Source organism: Paraneptunicella aestuarii (assembly GCF_019900845.1).
Taxonomy (GTDB): Bacteria; Pseudomonadota; Gammaproteobacteria; order Enterobacterales; family Alteromonadaceae; genus Paraneptunicella; species Paraneptunicella aestuarii.
The window spans coordinates 3,554,499-3,574,178 of record NZ_CP074570.1 but is presented as its reverse complement, the minus strand read 5'-3'; the positions used below and the strand labels follow the sequence as shown (position 1 = coordinate 3,574,178).

The 19,680-nt window shown below is 44.7% G+C and carries 15 protein-coding genes; 6 read left to right on the top strand and 9 right to left on the bottom strand.

Annotated elements, in window-relative coordinates; all coding sequences use genetic code 11:
• Positions 1-64 precede the first annotated feature (64 nt).
• From gcvH to KIH87_RS13540, 4 genes are all read left to right on the top strand, one after another.
• Positions 65-454 (top strand): glycine cleavage system protein GcvH, encoded by a 390-nt coding sequence (gene gcvH / locus KIH87_RS13555; protein WP_232358400.1) that lies wholly within the window; start codon positions 65-67, stop codon positions 452-454.
• A 69-nt stretch (positions 455-523) separates the two neighbouring features.
• Positions 524-3,421, top strand: a complete 2,898-nt coding sequence (gene gcvP / locus KIH87_RS13550) for an aminomethyl-transferring glycine dehydrogenase (RefSeq protein ID WP_232358399.1) — start codon at positions 524-526, stop codon at positions 3,419-3,421.
• Positions 3,422-3,576: 155 nt separating this feature from the next.
• Positions 3,577-5,007: an AAA family ATPase gene (locus KIH87_RS13545; protein ID WP_232358398.1), complete on the top strand. Its 1,431-nt coding sequence runs from the start codon at positions 3,577-3,579 to the stop codon at positions 5,005-5,007.
• Entirely contained in the window at positions 4,982-5,638 is a 657-nt protein-coding gene (locus tag KIH87_RS13540; protein ID WP_232358397.1) for an HNH endonuclease family protein, read from the top strand. The genes KIH87_RS13545 and KIH87_RS13540 overlap by 26 nt, the downstream gene beginning before the upstream one ends.
• A gap of 62 nt (positions 5,639-5,700) precedes the next feature.
• On the opposite strand, the gene KIH87_RS13535 is transcribed toward KIH87_RS13540, so the two are convergent.
• The 7 genes from KIH87_RS13535 to KIH87_RS13505 form a co-directional block, all read right to left on the bottom strand.
• Entirely contained in the window at positions 5,701-9,018 is a 3,318-nt protein-coding gene (locus KIH87_RS13535) for a type I restriction endonuclease subunit R (protein ID WP_232358396.1), read from the bottom strand.
• A gap of 4 nt (positions 9,019-9,022) precedes the next feature.
• The gene (locus tag KIH87_RS13530) at positions 9,023-10,060 is read right to left on the bottom strand and encodes a PDDEXK nuclease domain-containing protein (RefSeq protein WP_232358395.1); all 1,038 of its coding nucleotides are present in this window, start codon (positions 10,058-10,060) and stop codon (positions 9,023-9,025) included.
• Positions 10,061-10,071: 11 nt separating this feature from the next.
• Positions 10,072-10,734, bottom strand: a complete 663-nt coding sequence (gene rhuM / locus KIH87_RS13525) for a RhuM family protein (protein ID WP_232358394.1) — start codon at positions 10,732-10,734, stop codon at positions 10,072-10,074.
• Positions 10,735-10,772: 38 nt separating this feature from the next.
• A complete protein-coding gene (locus KIH87_RS13520; RefSeq protein ID WP_232358393.1) occupies positions 10,773-12,035 on the bottom strand; it encodes an FRG domain-containing protein in 1,263 nt (420 codons plus the stop codon).
• Entirely contained in the window at positions 12,032-13,366 is a 1,335-nt protein-coding gene (locus KIH87_RS13515) for a restriction endonuclease subunit S (protein WP_232358392.1), read from the bottom strand. The genes KIH87_RS13520 and KIH87_RS13515 overlap by 4 nt, the downstream gene beginning before the upstream one ends.
• A complete protein-coding gene (locus tag KIH87_RS13510) occupies positions 13,366-15,636 on the bottom strand; it encodes a type I restriction-modification system subunit M (protein ID WP_232358391.1) in 2,271 nt (756 codons plus the stop codon). Before KIH87_RS13510 ends, KIH87_RS13515 begins: the two co-directional genes overlap by 1 nt.
• An 88-nt stretch (positions 15,637-15,724) precedes the next feature.
• Positions 15,725-16,657: a restriction endonuclease gene (locus KIH87_RS13505; RefSeq protein WP_232358390.1), complete on the bottom strand. Its 933-nt coding sequence runs from the start codon at positions 16,655-16,657 to the stop codon at positions 15,725-15,727.
• 595 nt (positions 16,658-17,252) lie between these two features.
• Here KIH87_RS13505 and KIH87_RS13500 point away from each other — a divergent pair.
• Positions 17,253-17,438 (top strand): hypothetical protein, encoded by a 186-nt coding sequence (locus KIH87_RS13500; RefSeq protein WP_232358389.1) that lies wholly within the window; start codon positions 17,253-17,255, stop codon positions 17,436-17,438.
• Between the two features lie 354 nt (positions 17,439-17,792).
• Positions 17,793-18,281 carry a hypothetical protein gene (locus tag KIH87_RS13495; RefSeq protein WP_232358388.1) on the top strand — a complete coding sequence of 163 codons (489 nt, stop codon included), beginning with the start codon at positions 17,793-17,795 and terminating at the stop codon, positions 18,279-18,281.
• Positions 18,282-19,009: 728 nt separating this feature from the next.
• Here the strand turns inward: KIH87_RS13495 and KIH87_RS13490 are convergent.
• Both KIH87_RS13490 and KIH87_RS13485 read right to left on the bottom strand, forming a co-directional pair.
• Positions 19,010-19,285: a hypothetical protein gene (locus KIH87_RS13490; RefSeq protein ID WP_232358387.1), complete on the bottom strand. Its 276-nt coding sequence runs from the start codon at positions 19,283-19,285 to the stop codon at positions 19,010-19,012.
• A 99-nt stretch (positions 19,286-19,384) separates the two neighbouring features.
• Positions 19,385-19,639 (bottom strand): hypothetical protein, encoded by a 255-nt coding sequence (locus tag KIH87_RS13485; protein ID WP_232358386.1) that lies wholly within the window; start codon positions 19,637-19,639, stop codon positions 19,385-19,387.
• Positions 19,640-19,680: the final 41 nt, after the last annotated feature.

Below are 19,680 nucleotides of genomic sequence, written 5' to 3'. Positions count from 1 at the left end.
TGAGCATATTGCTTGGGCTCGTTCAGTTAACAGAATATCAATCTTAAAATTTTAAGGAATAATTATGAGCAACATTCCAGCAGAACTACGCTACACAACTTCTCATGAATGGGTTCGCAACGAAGGTGACGGTACTTACACCGTTGGTATTACTGAACATGCTCAAGAGTTGCTTGGTGACATGGTTTACGTTGAAGCGCCAGAAGTGGGCGCCAAGTTCGGTGCTGGCGATGAAATCGCCGTTGCTGAATCGGTAAAAGCAGCCTCTGACGTTTACGCGCCTATCAGCGGTGAAGTGGTTGCCATTAACGAAGATTTGGAAGATTCCCCAGAATTGGTGAACACCGACCCTTACGGCGACGGCTGGATGTTCCGCATTAAAGCTGACGATGCTTCTGAAGTAGAAGCTTTGCTTGACGCAGAAGGCTACGAGCAAAGCATTGACGAAGACTAATCTTTAAGAATCAGTTTTTGTCATTCGCATCACTGAATACATACTTTAACGAGCCAAGAAATTAACGAAATGTCTGAACCATTACATACTCTTGCCCAATTAGAGCAAAAACAGGATTTTGTGCGCCGTCATATCGGCCCGAGCGAATCCGAAATGCAATCCATGCTTTCCGAGGTGGGAGCTTCGTCGTTGGATGACTTGATGGAGCAGACTGTCCCCGGAAGTATCCGACTGAAGCAAGGTTTGGCCATCGGTGAAAGCCAAACCGAAGCCGAAGCATTAGCCAACCTGAAAAATGTAGCTGCAACGAACAAAATCAATCGTTCGCACATTGGTATGGGTTACAGCGACACATTTACGCCAAACGTGATTTTGCGTAACGTGTTGGAAAACCCAGGTTGGTACACAGCCTACACGCCTTATCAGCCTGAAATAGCCCAGGGTCGTTTGGAAGCTTTATTGAACTTCCAGCAAGTCACCTTGGACTTAACCGGTCTTGAATTGGCATCCGCTTCTTTGTTAGACGAAGCAACGGCAGCGGCAGAAGCCATGACGCTAGCCAAGCGCATGTCTAAAAATAAGCACTCTAATTGCTACTTTATTGCCGACAATGTTCACCCTCAAACCATTGATGTTGTGAAAAACCGCGCAGATATGTTCGGTTTTGAAGTCACAGTGGGTAAGGCTGAAAATGCCAGCGATTGCGACTGCTTTGGTGCTTTATTGCAATATCCGGGTACAACGGGTGAAATCCAAAATATCAGCACCATCATTGCTGCGGTTCAAGCGAACAACGGCATTGTAGCGGTTGCGGCTGATATTATGAGCCTGGTGTTGTTGAAGGCTCCGGGTGATTTGGGTGCAGATGTGGTTCTTGGTTCAGCACAACGTTTTGGTGTGCCTATGGGCTATGGTGGCCCTCACGCAGCGTTCTTCGCCACTCGCGACAAGTACAAGCGTTCATTGCCGGGTCGTATTATCGGTGTGTCTAAAGACACTCGTGGTCGCCCTGCCTTGCGTATGGCTTTGCAAACCCGCGAACAACACATTCGCCGTGAAAAAGCCAACTCCAACATTTGTACTGCTCAGGTTTTGTTGGCCAACATGGCGTCTTTCTACGCTGTGTATCATGGCCCAGAAGGCTTGAAGACCATTGCGTCACGTATTCACCGCTTCACCGACATTCTGGCCGCGGGCTTACAGCAAAAAGGCTTTGAGCTAGCGCACAACACCTGGTTCGACACCATCACGGTAAAAGTCGCCGACAAAGCCGCTGTGTTGAACAGCGCCTTGGCGAAAAATGTGAATTTACGTGCCGACCTTGACGGTGCCGTGGGCGTGAGTCTGGATGAAACCACCACGCGTGCGCACATTGAAGACTTGTTCGAGATTTTCTGTGGTGCCGATCACGGTTTGGATGTAGCAGCGCTGGATAGCGCCATTGTCGCTAACGGCAGTCAATCTATTCCGGCTGAGTTAGTCCGTACCAACGACATTCTGACTAACGAAGTGTTTAACAAGTATCAGTCTGAAACTGAAATGCTTCGTTATATCAAGTCCTTGGAAGACAAAGACTTAGCACTTAACCATTCCATGATTTCATTGGGCTCTTGTACCATGAAATTGAATGCGACCGCTGAAATGATCCCGGTCACATGGCCTGAATTTGGCAAGCTGCACCCGTTTGCTCCTGTTGAGCAGGCGCAAGGCTACAGCACCATGATCAACACTTTGGAAAAATGGTTGATCAACATCACTGGTTACGACGCGGTTTCCATGCAACCTAACTCAGGTGCGCAAGGTGAATACGCGGGCTTGATCACCATCCAGAAATATCATGCAAGCCGTGGTGAAAGCCATCGCGATATCTGCTTGATCCCAAGCTCTGCCCACGGTACAAACCCGGCTACTGCCAACATGGTTAGCCTGAAAGTGGTAGTCGTGGATTGCGACAAGCGCGGAAACATCGACCTGAATGACCTGCGCGCGAAAGCCGCAGAAGCGGGCGACAACCTGTCGTGCATCATGGTTACATACCCGTCTACCCACGGCGTATACGAAGAAACCATCAAAGAAGTGTGCGACATCGTGCATCAGTACGGTGGTCAGGTGTATATGGACGGCGCCAACATGAACGCGCAAGTGGGCATTACCGCTCCTGGCTTCATTGGCTCAGACGTATCGCACTTGAACCTGCACAAAACCTTCTGTATTCCTCATGGTGGCGGCGGCCCAGGCATGGGCCCAATTGGTGTGAAATCACACTTGGCGCCTTTCCTGCCGGGTCACGAAGTAGTGAACATGGGCGGTGAACATGCCAATAACGGCGCGGTTTCTGCTGCACCTTGGGGCAGTGCATCGATTCTGCCAATCAGTTATATGTACATCAACATGATGGGCAGCGAAGGCTTGAAGAAAGCAACCGAAGTGGCCATTTTGAACGCCAACTACATTGCAGCCAAGCTAACCGGACACTACCCGGTGTTGTACAAAGGCCGTAACGACAAAGTCGCGCACGAATGTATTATCGACCTGCGCCCACTGAAAGAAGCCAGTGGCGTAACGGAACTGGACGTTGCCAAACGCTTGAACGACTACGGTTTCCACGCGCCAACCATGAGCTTCCCGGTAGCGGGCACGCTAATGATTGAGCCAACCGAATCAGAAAGCAAAGCCGAGCTGGACAGATTCTGCGAAGCCATGATCAGCATTCGCAACGAAATCGCCAAAGTGGAAAGCGGCGAATGGGATGCCACAGACAACCCTCTGCACAACGCCCCCCACACACTGGCCGATATCTGCGACAGCGAATGGAACCGCAGCTACGACAGACAACTTGCCGCCTACCCGGTACAAGCCGTCGCTCGCAACAAGTTCTGGCCAAGCGTCAACCGTATCGACGACGTCTATGGCGACCGCAACCTGATCTGCTCATGCCCGGGTGTGGAGAGTTACAGGGAAGAGTAGGTTGTTGGTTCTCAGGATCAGCAGACAAATATAAACATGAAGAAACGAGGCGTTGAGAAATCTGGCCTCGTTTTTTTATAGTAAATGCTTGATATTTTGTATTAAGTGCCATTAGGCTTTGCCCCAAGATGAAGAACTTGCCCTGTTGTTGAAGAATGGAAATTAAAAAGATCAGTTTGCTCAATATTGGAGGATTTAAAAACCTCGATATCTCTCTGGCTCCAATGGCGGAGTATCCGGGGAATGTCACGGTTTTCATTGGCAACAATGGTTCGGGTAAAACATCATTATTACGCTCTATATCAACAGCGTTAAGTTGGTTTATATCCCGGGTTAAATCTGAAAAAGGCAATGGCAGCCCTATTCTCGATATAGCAATCAATAATGACAGTAATGAAGCCGGGATCGCGATAACCTTGATGGATAAGTATGGTAATACCCAGGCGCGTTCCTTGGTTAATGTACCTCTTCAGGCTGGTGTTCCAGAAGGCGAATTAATTGAGGATCAGTTTGTTACAAACTGGTTTATTGCCAGAACTAAAAGTGGCAAATATGGAACAGTGGCAACAGAACTGACCGATTTGTCGCAACTCGCTGCCGCTTATCGACATCAATACACTCAAGATGAAAACGTGAGTTTGCCATTATTGGCTTTTTATTCGGTTGAGCGGGTCGTTATTGAAGTTCCAATAAAAATCAAAGGCAAGCATTCTTTTCAGCAAATTGACGGTTACGACAATTCGTTAAGTCAGGGGGTTGATTTTAGACGTTTCTTTGAATGGTTTAGAGAACGGGAAGATTCAGAAAATGAATCAAGTATTAACGATGAAGCCATTGAAGCCATAGGAAAAGCCCTTGGAATCAACACCGGCGGTGAGCTTTGGGACAAACTTGCGGAGCTGAAGGCTTCGTCGAAAGACCGACAACTCACCGCAGTACGAACAGCCATTAGTAACTTTATGCCCGGTTTTTCCGATTTAAAAGTACGTAGAAAGCCAAGGCTGCATATGTCGATTGAGAAGAATGGTAAGCGCTTGAACGTTGCTCAAATGTCTCAGGGGGAAAAATCGCTGTTAGCCCTTGTTGGTGATATTGCTCGTCGGTTGGCAATGATGAACCCGGGGTTGAAAAACCCTCTGCTGGGTGACGGTATTGTGTTGATTGATGAAGTCGATATGCACTTGCACCCAACCTGGCAAAGGAAAATCATACAGCGTCTAACCGACACCTTTCCGAACATTCAATTTATATTATCGACGCATTCTCCTTTGGTTATCAGTGACGTTAAGGATGTGCTGGTTTATTCATTGGAAGATCATGAGGCCAAGCCGCTTCCCTCATTTTATGGCAAAGATGCAAACGAAGTGCTTCTGGAAGCCATGGACACCAGCATTAGAAATGAAAAAGTGGACGAACTGTTAAATGATTTATTGGATGCCATTCAAGACAGCGATTTTGATCGTGCACGAGCATTGTTAACAGTATTGGAAGCCGATTTGCCTAACGACAATACCGAAATAAGCAAAGCCAGAATACTAATGCGTAAACAGGAGTTGCGTAGTGAGAAAAATAGACAAAGGGACTGAACCCGCTAGCCTGGCTTTGTGGAAAAGGAGTAATCCAGGTGGCATTTATGACGATCTAGAGCGGCAAGAAAGGCAGGATATCCGACAAGATATTCGCCGAAGTTGTGCGTCAGAGCAGTATTATTTATGTGCTTACTGCTGCGGCAGGATCTCTGGTGAATCAGCCGACACTATGAATGAGCATGTTGTTCCTCGCTCAGCTCCAGTGCATGGAGCAAAACTGAGTGTTGATTATTCGAATATTGTTGCCAGCTGCACCAGGAGAAATCAATGTGATGATTCACACAAAGCGCAGCACTTACCACTCACCCCTTTGATGAATGAATGCGAAACGGAATTCAGGTTCAGGCTTAGCGGCAAAATTGAGGGGTTAACCGAACGAGCAAAAACAACGATTAATGTACTGAACCTTGGTGATTGTGCATCGAAAAACCGAGCCTTGATAGAAAAGCGTAAGAAACTGATTAGCGGGCTTCTTTACCAAGAAGGGACGGATCCAGAAGATATATCAAACGAAGACGATGATATTCTGACGATCTTGCTTGAGCAATTTGAGCATCCTGTTAGAGGCAAATTAGAGCCCTTTGCCCCCTGTTTGGTGAATATTCTCAAGGGGTTATTAGCTCCTTAGAGGTAGGTTTGTCAGATATCAAGAGCGTCAGATATCCTGTGCATATTCTGATTGATGACTCATTAATCCACGCTTTTATCTATTGCCGGGTTATTAAGCCCTTTCATCAACATATCAAACATCAGTCCAGCAAAGCCTTTTGCTATCGCTTCATTCGACAGAAGCTTCATCGCCATATCCTTATGCACATCCATACTTTCAATAATGGCATTGTTGATTGAAGTCGGGAACTGGCCGAGCATTGCTTGTTCTTTGGTGTTGCTGCGCAGTTGATCCATCACTACTTCATTTTCCGAGATCTTGCCAGCAATGGTGTTGGCGTAATTGAGCATGTCATTTTCAGATAAACCATCTTCGATGAACAAGTCGTTCATTCGTTGGATGATGTCGTTAAGTAGTTCCGTTTTGGGATCTTTGGGTACTGCACCAGTGCCTTCTTTTGCGGCTGGGAGATAAGAGGGAGGTTCTTCACCAACTTTTTCACCAACTTTTCTGCCAAGTTGCAAACTGGCTTCACGCTGCTCGTGCAGTCGGTAGTGCGTCATTACAACATCAGACAAATCAATGTCATCTTCCACCACATCAAGGCGAAGCAACGGATAAAGATGTTTGGCGAAAATACTCAGTTTCTCCAGCTCATAATCATCAAAATTGACGATTTGAGAAGTAAACTCGTAATAGCGATAGAAAGAGAGTAAATCCTTCTTAAACACTTCAAGAATGTCCCTGGCTTCTTTGGCGTGTTTCACGCTGTTCTCTGCAAACTTGATTTTCTTATCGCGTTCTTTTTGTGAGGCGCTTTCCATTTTTGCCCGAGACAATTCCGCTTGTGCCGATTGCAGCACCTGTGACGCTTCTTTATAGCGCACCGAAAAACGATCCACGGCAGGCTTAACAATATTCGCTAGTTTAGCCTGGTTCGCTCGTTTGTTGTGGTACGCCTCTACAAACGCCTCAACCTCTCGCCATTGATATATACCGACTCTATCCAGCTTTTTCATCAGTTCATAGACGATGTTGGGGTCGGATACACCCGCCAGCTCAGCGGTTTTAAAGTAAGGTTTAAACTCAGCCAGTATTTCTTCAGGATCATTGACGAAATCGAGCACAAAGGTTTTGTCTTTACCTTTGTAGGTGCGGTTTAGCCGTGAAAGGGTCTGGATACACTCAACGCCTTTTAAGGGCTTATCAACATACATCGCCACTAATTTGGGTTGGTCGAAGCCTGTCTGGAATTTATTCGCCACCAGCATCACCTGATAATCCGAGCTATCGAATGCTTTACGCATATCTCGCCCGCGCAGGTTCGGGTTCATATTGATTTCGGTAAAAGCATGATCCTTTCCATGCAGCAGAGAGTAGTCTGGATCATTCACTTCACCAGAAAACGCCACCATAGCATTAACGTCTTTGTAGCCTTTTTCTTGCACGTATTTCTCGAAGGCGAGCTTATAGCGCACTGCTTCCAAGCGGCTACTGGTCACAACCATGGCTTTGGCTTCACCACCCAGCAAGTGCTTAATTTTGCTATTGAAATGCTCAATGATGGTTTCCACTTTTTGCGCAATATTGTAAGGGTGCAGCCTTACCCACTTTGCCATTTTCGAAGCCGCTTTCTTACTGTCTACCTCGTGATCTGAGTCAGGGTTGCTATGCGCTAACTGGTAGGCTACTCGATAACTGGTGTAGTTTTGCAGAACATCCAGAATAAAACCTTCTTCAATGGCCTGGCGCATTGAGTAAACGTGGAAAGGTTGCGGCTTATTGGTGTCGCTTGCGGGTTCATCGGTATTGGGTCTACGACCAAACAGTTCTATTGTTTTCGCCTTTGGCGTAGCGGTAAACGCAAAATAGCTGAGTTTATTGGAACCTTTGCGGGCTTCCAGTGATAAACGCAGGATATCTTCACTGGATAGCTCGTCTTCACTGGATGGCTCGTCTTCGCCGGATAGCTCGCTCTCGATTTTCACTGCCATGAGCACTTCACGCAGCTTGCGCGCCGTTGGCCCTGTCTGGCTAGAGTGCGCTTCATCTGCGATAACGGCATAGCTTCGTCCGGCAAGGGTTGCGTCTTTGCGGATAGCGTCTAAAACGTGAGGAAAGGTTTGGATCGTGACAATAATAATCGAGGTGCTTGCTTTGAGTTCGTTTGCTAATTGACTCGATTTACTACCAGAAGCCTCTTCCCTGTTAATACGAGCGATCATGCCTTCGTTATGGTCAAACTGATAAATGGTGTCTTGTAACTGGCTGTCTAATACCGTTCGGTCAGTGATAACAATCACTGAATCAAAAACCTTATCTCCAGCTTGTTTATTCAGCTCGGGATGTGCAGTGTAGTAATGCTTGGACGCTAACTGGTGCGACAACCACGCAATCGAATTCGATTTACCAGAACCAGCACTATGTTGAATAAGGTACTTATGCCCTGTGCCTTCGTTGTCTACGGTTTTGAGTAGCTGGGATACCACCGCCCACTGATGATAACGCGGGAAAATCAGGGTTTCTTTTTGAGTGATGGAGCCGTCCAGATCCTCAACGTCTTTTACTTCTAGGTGAATGTATCGGCCTAAGATAACTAACAGGTTATCTTTTTGGAAAATCTCGTTCCATAAGTAAGACGTGGCATAAGAGCCCTCAGCGGATAGAGAGCCTGGAACATCGTTGCCCTTGCCGCCATCGCGTGTGCCTTGGTCAAAGGGGAGAAAAAAGGTTTTGTTGCCATCCAGGCGAGTGGTCATCGCTACATTGTATTGGCTTACCGCAAAGTGAACCAATGCACCCCGTTTAAAGGTGAGTAGTGGCTCTGGCTTGCGCGTTTTGGGATCTTTCGGCAGCCTGTCCTTCATATACTGGACTTTGGCGCTATCAATCGACTGCTTAAATTCCGATTTAAGCTCACACGTAGCAACAGGAATACCGTTAACGAACAAGGTTAAGTCTAATCGACCCTCATAGCCATTGGGCGAGTACGTCAGTTCAGGCACGACCCGCAATATATTTTGCTGATAACGGGCGGTCGCCGTTGGGTTTAAATCGTGATCCGGCTTAAAGCTACACAGGTTAAACCTGGCACCACGGTTACTGATTTTGTTGCGCAACACCCACAGCGTCCCTTCGTTTTTAAGCGCTTGCTCTAATGACTTAAGCAGCGCCTCAGCCGTTGCATTGGGGTTACGTTCGGTTTCTGGAAAGTGTTGCGCTAATTTATCCCATTGCTCGGGCTGTGAGGCTTTCACAAAAGTGATCACATCATCAGGATAAAGCGCCAGCGCTTTATTGTATTTGTTCGATTCGCCTAACAACCAACCATGAGACTGCATTTGGTCAAGAATGTCGTTTTGGAATTGCTGCTCTCTGACGGTTTTTTCAGGGGTCATAAGCTTATTTCTTTTGTTCTAATCTTTGCTTGGCGTTGGTAATAGCGTGTTGTAACTTTTGCTCTAGTAGTTCAACATCCAGCAAGCGAGTTAAATACTCTGCCACGTGAATATCACTCCCTTCCATTTCAAGCAGTTCTATTTGTTCTTGCTTTTTACTGGAGCATAATATTATACCAAGAGGCGGATTTTCACCTTCTTCGGTCTCGTACTTTTTAAGCCAATTAAGGTAAAGCTCCATCTGGCTTTTGTGAGTGTGCTTAAATTTTTCAAGTTTTAAATCAATCGCTACCAGACGTTTTAATTTTCGGTTGTAGAACAGCAGGTCGATATAGAAATCATCATTATCTACCTGAATTCGTTTTTGCCTTGCGACAAAACTAAAGCCTGCGCCTAATTCGAGTAAAAACTGCTCGATGTCTCTGAGGATTGCATCTTCAAGATCTTTTTCCAGATAGCGGTCGTTCAGCTCTAAAAAGTCCAACACATAGGGATCTTTTAGCAATAAATCCTGATGATACTGACCCGAATTTCTTAACTGAGTAAGCTCGGTCACTATGGTGTCATCGGGTTTTTTAGAAATTGCAGTACGTTCAAATAATAATGCGCCAATACGCTCATCCAGCGTTCGGGTTGACCAGCGCTCTTGAATGGCCATGCTGGTGTAAAAATCGCGCTTAATAGCGTCATCAATACTGCAAAGTATTACAAAATGACTCCATGACAATTTTGCAGACACTGTCTGCAAAATGTGAACATCGGTAAATACCTCTGCAAACTTAACCATTTGAGCCAGGTTTCTCGCACTCCAGCCACGGCCAAATTGAGCCGTGAGTGATTTTGACAATGTCGCGTAAACCTGTTTGCCATAATCAGCTCGATTACCGCCTAACACTTCTTGCTGAATGCGGTTGCCGACTTGCCAATACAGTAAAGTAATTTCATTATTCACTGCCACCGCCGCACGTTGTTTGGCCTGACGAACCAAACGAGTCACGTCATTTATCAGTAGCGGGTTATTAAATGGTAAATCCTGGCTCATTCGTGTCATCCTTATTGGCAAATTATCCGGTAAGTATTGGTTGCGTAAGCCATAAAGTATCGGATGGCAGTAGCTAATTCAACATGGGGTTGGGCTGCTTTATTGTTTTGCACCTGAGCGAAAAACTGCATACTGGTTTCAGCCTTACCGTCATAGTCGATACTGGTGGCATAAATATCACACACTTTGCGCCAGAAGATCTTTTCCGATGAGCGAATATCACGGATGCGGTTAAGCAATTCATCAAAATATTGGCTGTTATCAGGGTGTTTCAGGCGTTCGTCATCCATAACAAAACCTTTAGTTAAGTATTCTTGCAACGTGCGGGTAGCCCACTGACGGAACAGTCTTCCTTGTTTGGAACGGACGCGATAACCCACCGCTAAAATGGCTTCCAGATTGTAATATTCTAAATGTCGCTCAACTTCCCGGGAGCCTTCTGTTTGAACCGTTGCATAATTTGCAATGGTTGAATTTTGTACTAATTCGCCCTCGGCATAGATGTTTTTGAGGTGCTTGGAGATAACCGACTTATCACGACCATATAAGCTTGCTAACTGAGTTAACGTTAGCCATAGGGTGTCGGACGCAAATAAGCACTCAACATTTGCTTGCCCTTCTTCATCTTGATAAAGAATGAAGTGTCCTTTGGGGGCATGTATTAAGTCATTCATGTGCTTTCCCTTTGAAAAACTTAGGTGGTTTGAGCCTGTTATAAATCATGCATTAGTTTTTCATAAACCAGATTTTCAACTTTTCTTTGAAGTTCGGGGTCGGAAATAACTTTTACTGCAATGTCATAATGGGTATCTAAACTTTCTGCTAAAGCGGCATCCATTAAATCTGCAAAAAAACCTCTCATTGCTTGCGACTGAGAATTACTTCTAAGTTGCTCTTCAAGTATTTGATTACCAGACAGTTTATCTCTAATAGATGCAGAAAGCAGTTCAATACTATTATGCAGGTTCTCTTCTTTAAGACCTTCATTATCCAAAATATCTTTGGTCGTTGTGATAATCAGCGGTTCGGATTTTAGAAAGTTTGCAACACTATCTATTTCAGGAAATAAGGTAGCTTTCGAAATAGCCAATATTTCGAGTTGTTGTCTTAACTGGGCTTTTGCTTTTGTGGGAATATCAATATGTTTTACATTTGCACGGTACTTTTCTGGAATACGAGTGGGGACGGTTTTGTCAGTCCCCATACCGAATAGAAAAAATGCCCCACTTTGTTTAATTATTCTCTTGTTATCAAGTTTTGGTTTTACACACACGACTGACTCAAGATCCCGTTCTTTGATATCACCTTTAAAATAAGGCTTTTCAGATTGTATAGCGTGTAATAACTGAGTTTTATATTGCGTCTTGTCGAGATCGAAGTGTCTATTCATTTTGGCTAGGTTGCTGATCACTGAGACAAGATCACTGTTGTAATACATCACTTCATCATTAGGTACCTGATAAATAAGTACACGAGCATCACCGTCAGAAATATGTATTGGTTCATCATCTGCTGCTACTTCATCAGTCTCAAAAGGCATTTCCTCTGAGTTAGATAATTTCCCACCATCAACGTCTAAATCTGACTCCCCAATGTCATCTGTAGAGTTAAATTTTGCCTCGCCTGACCCATATTCTTCAGTGGCAAAATAAAGGGCTACCAAAGGGTTACTTGTAATATCTAGCAACCGAGTTGGCAAACCATAATGTTGCATTTTTACTAGGCAATCAAATGTTGAGGCACAGTTTTTGAATTCTTCCGGGCATCGTGTAATTAAGTTATGAAATAACTCTTCTTCCCTCATAACATATTTTTGATTTGCGGGATCATCGTTTTGATTACGAAAAACCGTGGGCAATGAAATAAACGTGTGAGAAGCATGTCCTCTAAAAAACAGTGTATGGTCTTCTTTTACCTTTATTTCCGAGCAAATAGCTATAAATTCTGCAAGGCTTTCGGCACGATTATGTTTCACTGAGTAGACTCCCAATTTCGCACATCAATTTTGCCAGTGACGGCGGCGGAGATAAGAGCGGTTTTGCGTTCTTTCATTAGCTCGATACCCCCACAAGCTTTATCCATAAGCACATCAAAACTCCCTAGCTTATTTTTCAAATCTTGAGTTATTTCAATTTGTTCCTTAATTGGCGGTAGAGCTACTTGATAATTAGTAATTACGTCTGCGGGTACACGCTTTAAACCACCAGCTCCAGTCATCGCAGCTGTTGCTATGTTCATGAAACTATCTTCTTGTAATCGATAATATAAGAAGTCATTGAGCACTTTTCTATTGCAACGCAGCACATAGATTTCAGATGAACCAAAACCAATTCCGTTTAACAGTCCACGGGCTACCACCATATTCTTGTTTTCAAAACATGGAGTTACTTTAGCCATCAAAATATCTTCATTCTCAAAGTATGTATAACCGTCGTAGACCGAAGATATTTTTCTTTGCTCATCCAAAATCAGAATATCTTGTTTAAGCTTTTCCATGGGAACAAAATTGCAAAAGTCTGAGTATTTAGCCTTCATTTGAGATTTTTTCGGAGTGAGTTCTATCAAATACTTGATAGGGGCAATTTCCCAATGCTCTGGCACTTCTCCCAACCATTCCACGCCAGAATCTTTCATTGGTGCATCAGGATTAAGTCCTTTAGTGACGGCGTGAGAGATTACCGCTTGGCGTTTTTCTTTTAATAGCTCAATCAGCTTTTCTTGCTTGGCAATTAATGTGTCTATTTTGGCGGTTTCATGATCGAGGAAGTTGGCTATTTTTTGTTGTTCTTGGTATGGGAGATTCGGGACATTGATTTTTACCAATTCTGAAGCATTGATAGCGGGGTAACTAATACCTACTGAACGAGAGACAACTTCTCTAATAAAGCCTTTTGCCCTCAGACAATACGCTGCAAACCTTTTTTCTATCTGATTATTAGGCCGAATTACTGCAAAACCTGTTGATACAATCATATTTTCAGGTGGCTTTACTATGGGGGCTATTGCCTCTAAGTACGTTCTCACTGTAGATACAATTACATCACCATCACGAACAATTCTTCTTGCTCTAGATGGCGACTTTCCGAAAGCTATTTTTTCCGTTTTAAAAATACCTTCAACAGCAGATACACTGCCGATATCAACATATTCAATTTCTGTATCATAATCAGTTGTCTCACTGATAACTTCATCATTGTATGAACATAGAAATTTGAGAGCTTTTGAACCCCAGTGTGTAGGGAGCTTCTCAAGCCATTCTACGTCTGAGTCCTTATACTCTGGATACGCTTTATAACGTCCTGTCATTATGAATGCACCTCTTGCAGTAGCTGCATAATCTCAGCCGATACCGCATCCAAATCCGCATCTATTTCTTCTAATGATCTTGGTGGTTCATATACGTAGAAATGGCGGTTAAAGGGGATTTCATATCCTACTATGCCGATTTCGCCATCTTTAGGATCGGTTTTGCTTTTATCTATCCATGCATCGGGCACATGCGGCTGCACTTCACGGGCAAAGTAATCTTCCACGGTTTCAGTGAGGGGGACGTTTTCAAAGTCACGCAGATCCGGGTTGGCTTCAATTTGACCTTGGGTTTTACACACTTCTGCTTCGTCGTCGTGCTTACCAAGGTGTTTTACTATCAGTTTAAGCTGTGCGGCACTGAGTTTTACTGTTGTCAGTTTGGCTTTTAGTTGCTTGAGGAACTTGTCACGAGACAAGTATTTCTCTTGTTCAAAGGATGCAAGGGCGTCAAGGATGGCGTGCTGTGTGGTGTTATCCATTTTTGCCCATGCGTTATCGGCTTGCAGGGCTTCAATGTGTTGTGCATCTTTGGGGTAAATCGCTAATTTCAGTGGGCGTTCAACGGTAATTCGGCGGTAGCCAAAGGCTTGGTAATCGAAAATTTTACTAAATGCGTTTTCTGCAAATTCACCGTAGGTTTTCACTATGATATCAATCGCCTCTGGCGTGAGTTCTTTGCGCTTGCTACCTAATGATTTGCGCATGGCGGCATAGAAGACATTTTCATTCTCTTGTGAAGAGCCACCGTTCACTTCACCGCCTGTACTTAGCGAAGAGCCGCGACCACGTCCACTGGTTTTGGCTCGTTCTTTTGCGGCATTAATTAGCTGCACCTTGTTTTTGCGCTTGGCTGGCTTATGGTTGGATAACACCCAAATGTAGGTGGCAATACCTGTGTTGTAGAACATATCGGTCGGCAGTGCCACAATGGCTTCCAGCAGGTCGTTTTCCAGAATGTAGCGTCTGATTTCACTTTCCCCGCTACCCGCACCGCCAGTAAAAAGGGGTGAGCCGTTTAAGATAATACCGATACGTGAGCCGCTATTTTTTGTTTCGCTATCGGTCGCTTCCGGCGTCCTGCCTGGCGCGACACTTGTACGTCCTGTTACTTCGGTCGCTTCCGGCGTCCTGCCTGGCGCGACACTTGTACGTCCTGTTACTTCGGTCGCTTCCGGCGTCCTGCCTAGCGCGACACTTGTACGTCCTGTTACTTCGGTCGCTTCCGGCGTCCTGCCTGGCGCGACACTTGTACGTCCTGTACTTCGCATTTTGCTGATAAGGTGTAGCAAGAACAGTAATGAGCCGTCAGACACGCGTGGTAAACCTGCGCCGAATCGGCCTTCAAAGCCTTTTTCAACGTGTTCGTCGTTGATGTGTTTTTGGATCTTCTTCCAATCTACGCCAAACGGTGGGTTTGACAGCATATAGTCAAACTTTTCTGTGCGGAGTTGGTCATTCGATAGGGTATTACCCAGCTTGATGTTATCGACCTTTTGCCCCTTGATCAGCATATCCGCTTTACAGATGGCGTAGGACTCCGGGTTTAGCTCTTGACCAAAGGCTGATAAAGCGGCTCTGTCATTGAGCGTGTGAACATATTCCATCGCGGATGACAAGAAGCCACCCGTGCCCGCCGTAGGGTCGTAGATGGAACGCACCAGGCCAGAGCTGGTGAGTTCTTCTTCATTGGTGAAAAGTAATGAGGTGGTCAGCTCAACAATATCCCGTGGGGTAAAGTGTTCCCCGGCGGTTTCATTGGAGCTTTCGGCAAAGCGTCGGATCAGCTCTTCAAACACTAACCCCATGCCGTAGTTGTTGATGGTGTTTGGGTGCAGGTCGGTGGTGGCAAAACGCTTGGCGACTTTGTATAGCAGATCGGCTTCTTGCAGTTTGTCGATGGTGTTGAAAAAGTCGAAGTGCTCGAATATCTCACGCGCGTTCGGGCTGAATGACTGAATGTAACGCTCAAGGTTATTCGCCACATTGGTTTCACCAAGGTGGTTTAAATCCATTTTTGAGGTGTTGTAAAAGCTTAACTGTGCTGTGTGGGTGAGCAGTTTGTCTTGCGCTTCAATGGGCATGGCTTTTACTGTTTCGTATTTTGCCAGCACCTCGGGTTTTGTCGCTTCAAGTACGCATTCCAGGCGTCTTAGCAGTGTGAAAGGAAGAATGATGCGCCCGTATTGAGATTGCTTGAAATCACCACGAAGAAGGTCGGCGACTGACCATAAAAATGCTGCGGTTGAAGAGAAATTGTTGTTAGTCATTATCTACTTTAATTCTGTTTTTATTTTGTAAAACGGATTATTAATCTGAACATGAGCACTGCATGATTGAATCAATGACAGTGGCTATTCAATTTTCAAAAAATTCTTCGTCGATTTTTTTCAGGTGTAATACCTGTTCGTCTCGGCTGCCAATGTTGTAGCGCAGCATGAGTTTGGCGAGTTCTGTGCCGTTAATCAGTACAATTCGCGTGCCTAAATCTCTTGCGGTATCTCTTGCTGACGAGGTGAAGTCGGAGGTGGTGATGAATATGCCTTTTTGTGCGCGTTTCAGGTTGAGTGCGCCGAAAAAGTCTCGAATATCACCTGAGCCGACATTGTTGCCTTCGGCATAGCGTTTGGCCTGGATGTAGATTTGGTCTACGCCTAGGGGGTCTTGGTCGATAACGCCGTCAATGCCGTTGTCGCCTGTTTTGCCCAGTGGGTGGGCTGCGCCTTCGCCTGTTCCTCCGTAGCCCATGGCAACCAGTAATTCGATTAGCAGGTTTTCAAAAAAGGCGGGGGTGACTTTGCGGGTGCGATCCAGGATGTCTTCTGCCAGTGCGTCGTTGATCTTTTTATAGGCGATGCGAAGGGCTTCGTCCGGGGTGATGTCGTTGTCGGTGTTCTCTGTGTTTGTTTCGCTTACTTCGTTTGCTGTCGCATCTCTGCCATTGGTTCTGTTGGTGAAGGCGACAAATTCGTCAAATTGTCTTAAGTAGGCGTTATTAATTTGCGTATTGGGGTTGGCGATGGCCTGTTTACCACGTTCAGTGATGACAAAATGCGCTCTGCGGGTGGTTTCCAGTAAACCGGCATTGGTCAGGTAAGTTCGAGCCCAGCCTACTCGGTTGTCGAGAATGGGTTGCTTGCCACTTGGCAGTGTTTCCTCGCGTTCTTCTTCGGTTAATTGAAATTGATCGGCAATTTGGTTGATCACGTCTCTAAGTCTAACTTCCTGACCGTTGGCTTGTTGCGCAATCTCAAGGAAGGGGCGCATAAACTCTTGATAACTTGGGATCATTTCACGTCCGTTTATATGTCTGGTTTTTCTATTCACTTCTCAAAATCAATGTGTAAACGACAATGTTTGTCCTGCGAGAAGCTTTGGAAGTTATGGAAAATTGGTTACTTGTAGTTAACCAAGGGATGCTATGAGAAATTGCAGAAACAAGCAATGTTTCAGGGTGGGTTTGGCGGTAACTTGTTCATTGAAATACTTCATTAAGGGGTGGCATTTGGGATGTCTTTGATAAGCCTGTGAGCTCTAACAGGGCGAGAGATTCTTGCAGATTTTCATAATCGGCTTTGCCGTTTTCTATCAGGGAAGTTGTGGTTTCTATTCTCATGCGACATCTGTCTGTACTATTTGAGTGAGAGCTTGATCTGTGTTGTTGAGAAAATAATATAAAAGTGTCTCATTGTTGTGATCCTGGTTGCTTGGTTTGGATGTGAAAGTCAGGTGTTCAATCAATTTTCTTTCGGTTTGGCAACTAATACATTGATATCACTGATGTTTCAAAAATACTCTGAGATATATTTGTAGCCAAAGGTTGATCTGGCAACCTTGCCCGGTTAATATACTGACCGTCAAATCATTTATGAAGGTTAGATTTGTTATGAAAATAAAATTGAAATTAGGCGCTGTGATGTTGTTTGCGTTGCTAAGCGCTTCTGCTCAAGCTGGTTGGTTTAATGACTTGTTTGGATCAGGTACTGTTGAAGCTAGTTCTGGTGATTCAACAATAACAATTATGGGGCCTGGTGGCGGTGGCGGAAATCCTCCTGGTCCAGATCCAAATTAATATTGCATTATTACCGGATAGGTTAGTAGTTCCGGTGTAGAAACAGATTAACAATAAAAACACAAGGACTCTTTATCAATGAGTTTATCGGTTATGGTAATCGTTTCGTTGCTTTATATAGCCCTGCTATTTTTAGCAACAATGTACAACCACTATAAAAACCAAAAAGACTTATTTATTAGCAGTGCGTTTGTATTATTTATGTATGTGGCCGCGCACATCGGAAATTCATTATGGTTGATGTCACTACCGGCTAAAGAAGTTCTAGGATTTCATTACTTATTCTTTGCAGTTAGTTCCGGCTTATTAGCATTAGGGCTATTTATAATTAATCGTCATAAACTGCGCGTGATCATGTCTATAACCATTGGATTATTAGTGGTTGAAGCACTACTGGGCTATGCGGTACACATTGACCGTAATGTGGTTGCTCTTAATGGTGCAACGATGCCCAATATGTCGTTGTCAGCCAGTTGGTTCTTGTGGGATATGAGGGATTATCTTTCTCAATTCACTACCTTTACCGTTTTCCTTGCCTTGACCTTGCCCAAAATCTACCAAGTCAAGACTGACGATAACACGGTTGCTTTTAGCATTCTGGAAGATGTAGAGCGTTATCTTGAGAAGTTTAAAGAAACGTCAATTATGAGGTTAAAAGCGCAGGCTTATTTGTATTACAGTGCGCAAGGTTTGTGTGAAACCACGGGTAGTAAAGAGGATTTCCATCACTACGAAGTGGGTACTATGCTGCTGAATGAAGGCATTAAAAAGTGCTGTTATGAGCCGGGAAGAACCAAGCCGGTTGGTTATTTGGGGCGCTTTGTTTATTGGTTAAGAAGTTAGTTATTTAAATAACCTTTTGTTATTTGTATTGAAGAGCTGGGCGGGTGTTACTTGTCCGGCTTTTTTTGTGTTGGTCATTCCTTTCTTCGTCATTACCGCGAAGGCGGTAATCTATAAACGCGATGTTTGAATAAGTGCGCTGTTGCTGGCCTTTGAGTTAATGGGTTCCTACCTTCGCAGGAACGACAATGTGAGATTCTGGCTCGATTCAATAGACCCTGAAATAAATTCAGGGCGACGTCGTTGTGGTCACAGGGTGATGTTAATAAGTTCAGGTTTGTCGTCATGCTGATGTATATCAGCATCTTTTTTGGGAGACCCTGAAATAAATTCAGGGTAACGTCGTTGTGGTCACAGGGTGATGTTAATAAGTTCAGGTTTGTCGTCATGCTGATGTATATCAGCATCTTTTTTGGGAGACCCTGAAATAAATTCAGGGCGACGTCGTTGTGGTTACAGGGTGATGTTAATAAGTTCAGATTTGTCGTCATGCTGATGTATATCAGCATCTTTTTTGGGAGACCCTGAAATAAATTCAGGGCGACGCCGTTGTGGTTACAGGGTGATGTTAATAAGTTCAGATTTGTCGTCATGCTGATGTATATCAGCATCTTTTTTGGGAGACCCTGAAATAAATTCAGGGCGACGCCGTTGTGGTTGTAGGGCGATGTCGTTGTGGCTGTAGGGCGACGTCGTTTGTGGTTACAGGGCGACGCTATTTGTTGGAGCTATTTAAACAAGTCTTCGTTATTGATATTTACATCAAAGAGTCGGGCGAGTGTGACTTGCCCTAGTTTTGTTTTTTCTGCCAGCAGGCGGAAGAAGTTGTGGTTGTATTGCCCGCGTTTTAGGTAAAACTCGAAGCGTTTCATGCCGGAAAAGTCGGTTTCATTTGGGTATACGTGGCGGAAAAACTTGCTGACATTGCCGTCGTATTCTGTCATTAACAGGTAGCGAATGCGGCGCTTCAATATTTCATCGGTGGGTAAATCGAATTCAGACATAGATAACGTAAAAAATTACACTGAGTACAAATTAACCCGATGATACCACTGTGTGTTTGTGTTACCAGCCTGTTCTGTTGATTGCTGATTTTTTTGTTCTTAGTCTTTTGGTTTACGCGGTATTTCACCCTTGAAGAATTCGCCTAGGGTGACGTCTTCCAAGCCAAATTCTTCCATGAGTTGAATGATGAGTTCGGCCTTGTATGCACCTCGGTTAACCAGGTTGGTGAAAGTTTGAGTGTCACGTCGATTCACTTCCTTGTCTTTATTCAATCTTGCCCATAGTTGTTTGTAGCCGCCGCATTCGTCTTTGAGCTTTTTAACGTTATTTCTGGCGAAAGAAAGTTTATCCAAGTTAACCCCTTACTTTACAGCTTTTGTATTTATTACATTTC